This window comes from Streptomyces sp. NPDC014995 (assembly GCF_043080745.1).
In the GTDB taxonomy this organism is placed as follows: domain Bacteria; phylum Actinomycetota; class Actinomycetes; order Streptomycetales; family Streptomycetaceae; genus Streptomyces.
On the sequence record NZ_JBIBVX010000016.1, the window covers coordinates 208,797 to 215,806 of the forward strand.

Annotated in this window: 4 protein-coding genes and 2 pseudogenes; 5 read left to right on the forward strand and 1 reads right to left on the reverse strand. The window is 67.8% G+C overall.

The window, feature by feature from the left end; all coding sequences use genetic code 11:
• Positions 1-72: 72 nt before the first annotated feature.
• The 4 genes from ACF1A1_RS30115 (at position 73) to ACF1A1_RS30130 (ending at position 6,244) form a co-directional block, all read left to right on the forward strand.
• On the forward strand, positions 73-540 hold the full coding sequence (locus tag ACF1A1_RS30115) for an RICIN domain-containing protein (RefSeq protein ID WP_392004167.1): 468 nt from the start codon (positions 73-75) through the stop codon (positions 538-540).
• Positions 541-620: 80 nt separating this feature from the next.
• Complete coding sequence (locus ACF1A1_RS30120) at positions 621-2,927, forward strand: beta-L-arabinofuranosidase domain-containing protein (protein ID WP_392004158.1); 2,307 nt, start codon at positions 621-623, stop codon at positions 2,925-2,927.
• A 170-nt stretch (positions 2,928-3,097) separates the two neighbouring features.
• Positions 3,098-4,510, forward strand: a complete 1,413-nt coding sequence (locus ACF1A1_RS30125) for a non-reducing end alpha-L-arabinofuranosidase family hydrolase (protein WP_392004159.1) — start codon at positions 3,098-3,100, stop codon at positions 4,508-4,510.
• 87 nt (positions 4,511-4,597) lie between these two features.
• Positions 4,598-6,244 carry a glycoside hydrolase family 27 protein gene (locus ACF1A1_RS30130; protein ID WP_392004160.1) on the forward strand — a complete coding sequence of 549 codons (1,647 nt, stop codon included), beginning with the start codon at positions 4,598-4,600 and terminating at the stop codon, positions 6,242-6,244.
• A 138-nt stretch (positions 6,245-6,382) separates the two neighbouring features.
• On the opposite strand, the pseudogene ACF1A1_RS30135 reads toward ACF1A1_RS30130, so the two are convergent.
• Positions 6,383-6,534, reverse strand: a pseudogene (locus tag ACF1A1_RS30135) (RICIN domain-containing protein); the annotation flags it as partial.
• A 161-nt stretch (positions 6,535-6,695) separates the two neighbouring features.
• On the opposite strand from ACF1A1_RS30135, the pseudogene ACF1A1_RS30140 reads away from it, so the two are divergent.
• Positions 6,696-7,010: pseudogene (locus ACF1A1_RS30140) on the forward strand (family 43 glycosylhydrolase); the annotation flags it as partial.

The window sequence follows — 7,010 nt, forward strand, 5'->3', positions numbered from 1 at the left end:
CACCACCACGATCGCGCACAACGCCGGCGGCACTCTGACCTACGGTCGGCGATCACGCAGAACGCCGTGTGGATGCGAACCACCTGCGACGTCAACGGAGTCAGCCGGTTCTCCTACCGCCTCGACGGAAACGTCTTTTCCTCGTTCGGCGGCACCTACCAGCTCGCCTGGGGCGGATTCCGCGGTGACCGGGTCGGCCCCTACACCTGCAACCCGAACGGCACCGGCTACGTCGACGTCGACGTCGACTCGGTGCGGTACACCATCGCGCCCACCAGGGTCTACACGTGCGTCAGCGTGCGCAGCGGCAAGGTCGCCGACGTCTATCGTGCGTCGAACGCGGACGGCGCCGCCGTCATCCAGTGGCTCGACACCGGCGCGTCGAACCAGCGGTGGGCCTTCCTTCCAGTCCACGGGGAACGGCTACCACACGATCGCCTGTGTCCGCAGCGGCAAGGTGCTCGACGTGTCGCGCTGATCCAGTACCGCGACGTCGGCAGTTCCCACCAGCGATGGACCTTCCATCGCGTCACCGGCTAGGGACTCCGAGGGGTGGAGGCGGAAGTCTCGCCGGGTGTCAACGACCAACCAATCGCTTCCTCGTCATCGAAAGGTGCAAGATGTCTTCCATCGTCAGCAGACGGCGCCTGCTGCAAGTAGCCGGGGCCACGGTCGCCGCATCTGCCACGGGATCCTTCACGGGCGCATCTCCCGCGCGGGCGGCCGTTCCTCCCGCAAGGGCCGACATAGGGGCCTTGGCGCACCCCTTCGAACTCGGGCAGGTCCGGCTCACCGCAAGCCGGTGGCTGGACAACCAGAACCGAACGCAGAACTACCTGCGGTTCGTCGATGTCAACCGGCTGCTGTACAACTTCCGCGCCAACCACCGGCTCTCCACCAACGGCGCCGCCGCCACCGGCGGCTGGGACGCACCGAACTTCCCCTTCCGCACCCACGTCCAAGGGCACTTCCTCACGGCCTGGGCACATCTGTACGCCGTGACCGGCGACACCACCTGCCGGGACAAGGCCACCTACATGGTGGCGGAGTTGGCCAAGTGCCAGGCCAACAACAGCGCCGCCGGTTTCAACGCCGGGTACCTCTCGGGCTACCCCGAGTCCGACTTCACCGCTCTCGAACAGCGGACCCTGAGCAACGGCAATGTGCCGTACTACACCATCCACAAGACCCTCGCCGGCCTGCTGGACGTGTGGCGCCACATCGGCAGCACACAGGCCCGGGACGTGCTGCTCGCCCTGGCCGGATGGGTCGACTGGCGCACCGGCAGGCTGAGCAGCCAGCAGATGCAGGCCATGCTGCAGACCGAGTTCGGCGGCATGAACACCGTGCTGACCGACCTCTACCAGCAGACAGGCGACGCGCGGTGGCTCACCGTCGCCCGGCGGTTCGACCACGCCGCGGTGTTCGACCCCCTGGCGTCCGGCCAGGACCAGCTCAGCGGACTGCACGCCAACACCCAGGTGCCCAAGTGGATCGGGGCCGCCCGGGAGTACAAGGCCACCGGCACGACCCGCTACCGGGACATCGCCACCAACGCCTGGAACTTCACCGTCAACGCGCACACCTACGCCATCGGCGGCAACAGCCAGGCGGAGCACTTCCGCGCCCCGAACGCCATCGCCGGCTACCTGAACAAGGACACGTGCGAAAGCTGCAACACCTTCAACATGCTCAGCCTCACCCGGGAGCTGTTCGCGCTGGACCCGAACCGGGTCGCGCTGTTCGACTACTACGAGCGGGCGTGGCTCAACCAGATGATCGGCCAGCAGAACCCGGCCGACAACCACGGCCACGTCACCTACTTCACCCCGCTCAATCCGGGCGGCCGCCGCGGTGTGGGCCCGGCGTGGGGCGGCGGCACCTGGAGCACCGACTACGGCACCTTCTGGTGCTGCCAGGGCACAGGCCTGGAGATGCACACCAGGCTGATGGACTCCATCTACTTCCGCAGTGACAACACGCTGATCGTGAACCTGTTCGTGCCCTCGGTGCTCAACTGGTCGGAGCGCGGAATCACGGTCACCCAGACCACGACGTACCCCGTCAGCGACACCACGACCCTGCAGGTCACCGGCAACGTCAGCGGCACGTGGGCGATGCGCATCCGCATCCCGAGCTGGACCGCCGAGGCCACGATCAGCGTCAACGGCACGCGGCAGAACATCACCACCACCCCCGGCAGCTACGCCACCCTGACCCGCTCCTGGACCTCCGGCGACACGGTCACCGTCCGCCTGCCCATGCGGGTCATCATGCGAGCGGCCAACGACAACCCGAACGTCGCCGCAATCACCTACGGCCCGGTGGTCCTGTCCGGAAACTACGGTGACACCGCGCTCAGTTCCCTACCGACACTGAACACGACCTCGATCACACGGACCAGCAGCAGTTCACTCGCCTTCACCGCCACCGCGGGCGGCGCCACCGTCAACCTGGGCCCGTTCCACGACGCGCACGGCCACAACTACACCGTCTACTGGAACGCCGGCGGCAGCGTCCGTCTCGTCAACGCGGGCAGCGGTCTCCTCCTGGGCATCCAGAACATGTCCACGGCCGACGGTGGCCGCGCTCTGCAGTGGTCCGACAACGGCACCGCCGACCACGACTGGTACATGATCAGCGATGGAAGCGGATTCCGCTTCCGCAACGCCCACAGCGGCAAGGTGCTCGGCGTCCAGGGCATGTCGACGGCAGACGACGCGACCGTCCTGCAGTGGTCGGACAACGGCACCGCCGACCACCGATGGACGCTGCTCGACCAGGGAGACGGAACCTACAAGATCCGCAACGAGAACAGCGGCAAGCTGCTCGCCATCGCGAACAACTCCACCGCTGTCGGCGCGTTCGCAGTCCAGGACTCGGACGACGGCACCGCCGACAACCGGTGGCGCATCGTGCGGAACTGAGGCCCGTCCCGGAAGCACATCCTGGCCGGTCTCCACCCTCCACCGCGCTCGACCTTTCGACCTTCGTTCGATATCGAGAACAAAAGAGGCCGAGGCGCAGCACATCGACAGTCCGGACAGCCTCTGACGGGGCCGAACCGGAAACGCTCACTCAACGAATGAGGCCCGCATTGCGCAGACTACGTTTCAGCCGCAGACATCTGTCCGTGGTGCTCGCGGCCCTGGTCGCGTCGGCGGCGACGCTCGTCGCCAATCCGGCTCAGGCGGCCACCACCGGCGCCGTGCGCGGTGTCGGTTCCAACCGGTGTCTCGATGTACCGGGTGCCGCCCAGACCGACGGCACGAACCTGCAGATCTGGGACTGCCACGGCGGGACCAACCAGCAGTGGACGCTGACGGACGGCAACCAGCTGACCGTGTACGGCAACAAGTGCCTGGATGTCCCGGGCCACGCGACCACGGCCGGTACCCGGCCGGTGATCTGGTCCTGCAACGGCGGTACGAACCAGCAGTGGCGGGTGAACGCCGACGGCACGATCGTCGCCGTGGAGTCCGGGCTGTGTCTGGACGTCAGCGGCGGCGCTACGGCCAACGGCACGGCGGTGCAGCTCTGGAACTGCACCGGCGGCAGCAACCAGAAGTGGACCGGCCTGTCCGGGACGCCCAACTCGTGCTCTCTTCCGTCGACATACCGGTGGACGTCGACCGGTCCGCTGGCGCAGCCGGCGAACGGCTGGGTGGCGCTCAAGGACTTCACCACCGTGACGTACAACGGCCAGCACCTGGTCTACGCGACCACCTCTGACGGGTCGTCGTGGGGCGCGATGACGTTCCGGCCCTTCACGAACTGGTCGGACATGGCCTCGGCCGGCCAGACCGGGATCAGCGGGGCCGCGGTGGCGCCCAAACTCTTCTACTTCGCGCCCAAGAAGATATGGGTGCTGGTCTCCAATGGGTGGGGCACCGCCTGGCCCTTCACCTACCGCACGTCCAGCGACCCCACCAACCCCAACGGCTGGTCCGCGCCGCAGCAGCTGTTCACCGGCAGCCTCCCCACAGGAGGCCCGATCGACCCGACCATGATCGCCGACGACCAGAACATGTACCTGTTCTTCGCCAATGACAAGGGCAGCATCTTCAAGTCGACCATGCCGATCGGGAACTTCCCGAGCAGCTTCGGCTCGTCATACACGACGGTCATGAGCGACACGGAGGACAAGCTGTTCGAGGCGCCGGAGGTCTACAGGGTCCAGGGCCAGAACCAGTACCTCATGATCGTTGAGGCGAAGGGCGCGGGCGGCCGCTACTTCCGCTCGTTCACCGCCTCCAGCCTGAACGGTCCGTGGACCCTCCAGGCCGGCAGCGAGAGCAGCCCCCCCTTCGCGGGCAAGGCCAACAGCGGTGCCACCTGGACCAACGACATCAGCCACGGCGACCTGGTCCGCACCAACCCCGACCAGACCATGACCATCGACCCCTGCAACCTGCAGTTCCTCTACCAGGGCTACGACCCCAACGTCCCAAGAGAAACCCCCTACCAGCGACTGCCGTACCGGCCGGGCCTGCTCACCCTTCAGCGCTGACCTGCGCGCACATGATCACAAGCTCGTGACCTTGCCCCTTGCGGGAGGCAAAGCAGCTTCCGCTTCGCCTCCCAGGAAGGACCTCCCATGGTTCCCCTACACAGACGACTGCTGCGTCTCCTCACCGCCACCGCACTGACGCTCACCGCCACCGTCACCGCCTCCGTCGGCACGAGCGCCGAGGCCGCGCCGGGCAGTCCCGCGCTCACCCCTCCGCTGGGGTGGAACAGCTGGAACAGCTTCGGGTGCGGGATCACCGAGGCGCAGTTCCGCGAGGCCGCCGACGCGATGGTGTCCTCGGGTATGCGGGACGCCGGATACCGGTATGTGGTGGTCGACGACTGCTGGTTCGACCCGCAGCGTGACGCGGCCGGCAACCTGCGGGCCAACCCGACCAAGTTCCCCAGCGGCATGAAGGCGCTCGGTGACTACATCCACAGCAAGGGCCTGAAGTTCGGCATCTACCAGGCCCCCAACGAGAAAACGTGCGCCCAGGGCGTGGGCACCTACCCCGGCTCCACGGGCAGCAAGGGCCACGAGGCCCAGGACGCCACCACGTTCGCCTCCTGGGGCGTGGACTACCTCAAGTACGACTGGTGCTCCGGCAGCGGCACCCTCAGCGAGCAGATCGCACAGTTCACCATCATGCGTGACGCCCTGCGCGCCACCGGCCGTCCGATCGTCTACAGCATCAACCCCAACAGCTTCCACTCCCCCACCGGCGACAAGTACAACTGGGGCGAGGTCGCCGACCTGTGGCGGACGACCGAGGATCTGCTCGACATCTGGCAGAACGGCAACACCAACAGCTACCCGATGGGCGTCGGCAACGTCCTCGACGTCACCGCCCCGCTCGCAGCGCAGTCGGGTCCCGGACACTGGAACGACCCCGACATGCTGGTCGTCGGCCGCCCCGGCCTGTCCCTGACCGAGTCCCGCTCCCACTTCGCCCTGTGGGCACTCATGAGTGCCCCGCTCATGGCCGGCAACGACATCCGCACCATGTCCGCCGACGTGAGCGCCATCCTGCGCAACCCGCGCCTGCTCGCGGTCAACCAGGACCCGCTGGGCGCGGGCGGACGCAGGGTACGCGACGACGGCAACACCGAGGTGTTCGCCAAGCCCCTGTCCGACGGCTCCGTCGCGGTCGGCCTGTTCAACCGCGGCAGCAACACCGCGACCGTCACCACCACGGCCGCGCAAGTGGGCCTGTCCGGCGGGTCGTTCACCCTCACCGACCTGTGGACCGGCGGCACGTCCAGCACCTCCGGGCAGATCTCGGCCGGCGTCCCCGCGCACGGTGTCGCCGTGTTCAAGGTGACCGGCGGCAGCCCGCTGGCCTCCACCACCGCACGCCTGCGCGGTACCGGATCCGGCCGTTGCCTGGACGTGGACGGTGCCGCCACGGCGGCCGGGACCAAGACACTGATCTGGGACTGCCACACGGCCGCCAACCAGCTGTGGACCACGTGGGCCGGAGGCGAGATCCGCGTCTTCGGCGACAAGTGCCTGGACGCCTCCGGCCAGGGCACCACCAACGGCACGCCGGTCGTCATCTGGCCCTGCAACGGCCAGAACAACCAGAAGTGGACCGTCGGTTCCGACGGGTCGATCCGCAACGTCCATGCCGGGCTGTGCCTCGACGTCAACGGGGCCGGCACCACCAACGGGACCCCGGTCATCCTGTGGACCTGCAACGGCCAGAACCACCAGAAGTGGACCACGCTCCCGTAACAGGCAGACGTCCGGCCGGAAGAGGGCAGTCCCACCGACAGTGGACCAAGCTGCGGGGACTGCCCCTCCTACACCGGGACCGGGACTTCGAGCGCGCACGGCAGACCGTGGAGGCGCGGGCATCTCCACGGTCTGTACTGCGACCTCCAGCAGCTTGCCGCCGCCCACACCCCTGATCTTGTAGTAGCCATCGCCGGTGTTGGTGAAGGTCGGTAGGCGGTGCCGTCGCCGGGCAGCGTGGTGAAGACCAGGGCCGGCTCGGCCGTCCGGCCGCCGATCCTGACGCCGCCCTTTTGGTGGCGCGGTCGCCACCGGGTGGGCGGCCGGCCGACGTGAACTTCGTCGAGCGGGGCTTCGGCAGCCGGGGCGCGCCTGCTCCGGTGGAACGCCAGACCGACTGCGACACCTTTTCAGGTCCCACGGGCTACTGCTGCCGGAGGTGGCACACCGGGTCATGATCAGCCGGCCGACCGCCGCGTGGGAGACCGCCGGAGGCGAGACGGTCGATGAGGGCCCGGCCGTGATCCAACGGGGCGGCAAGGTCTTCATGACCTTCTCGGCCAGTGCCACCGACGCCAACTACTGCATGGGCATGCGGACCGCGTCCGCCTCGGCCGACCTGCTGAGCGCGTCGTTGTGAGCCAAGAGCACAGGCCCGGTCTTCGCCAGCTACGCCGTCACCAGCCAGTACGGCCCCGGGCACAACCAGTTCACGGTCTCCGAGGACGGCAAGTCGGACATCCTCGTCTATCACGACCGCAGCTAC

Coding starts and splice junctions, on each gene's coding strand:
- ACF1A1_RS30120 (WP_392004158.1), top strand. CDS start 621: ATGTCTTCCATCGTCAGCAGACGGCGCCTGCTGCAAGTAGCCGGGGCC.
- ACF1A1_RS30130 (WP_392004160.1), top strand. CDS start 4,598: ATGGTTCCCCTACACAGACGACTGCTGCGTCTCCTCACCGCCACCGCA.
- ACF1A1_RS30115 (WP_392004167.1), top strand. CDS start 73: ATGCGAACCACCTGCGACGTCAACGGAGTCAGCCGGTTCTCCTACCGC.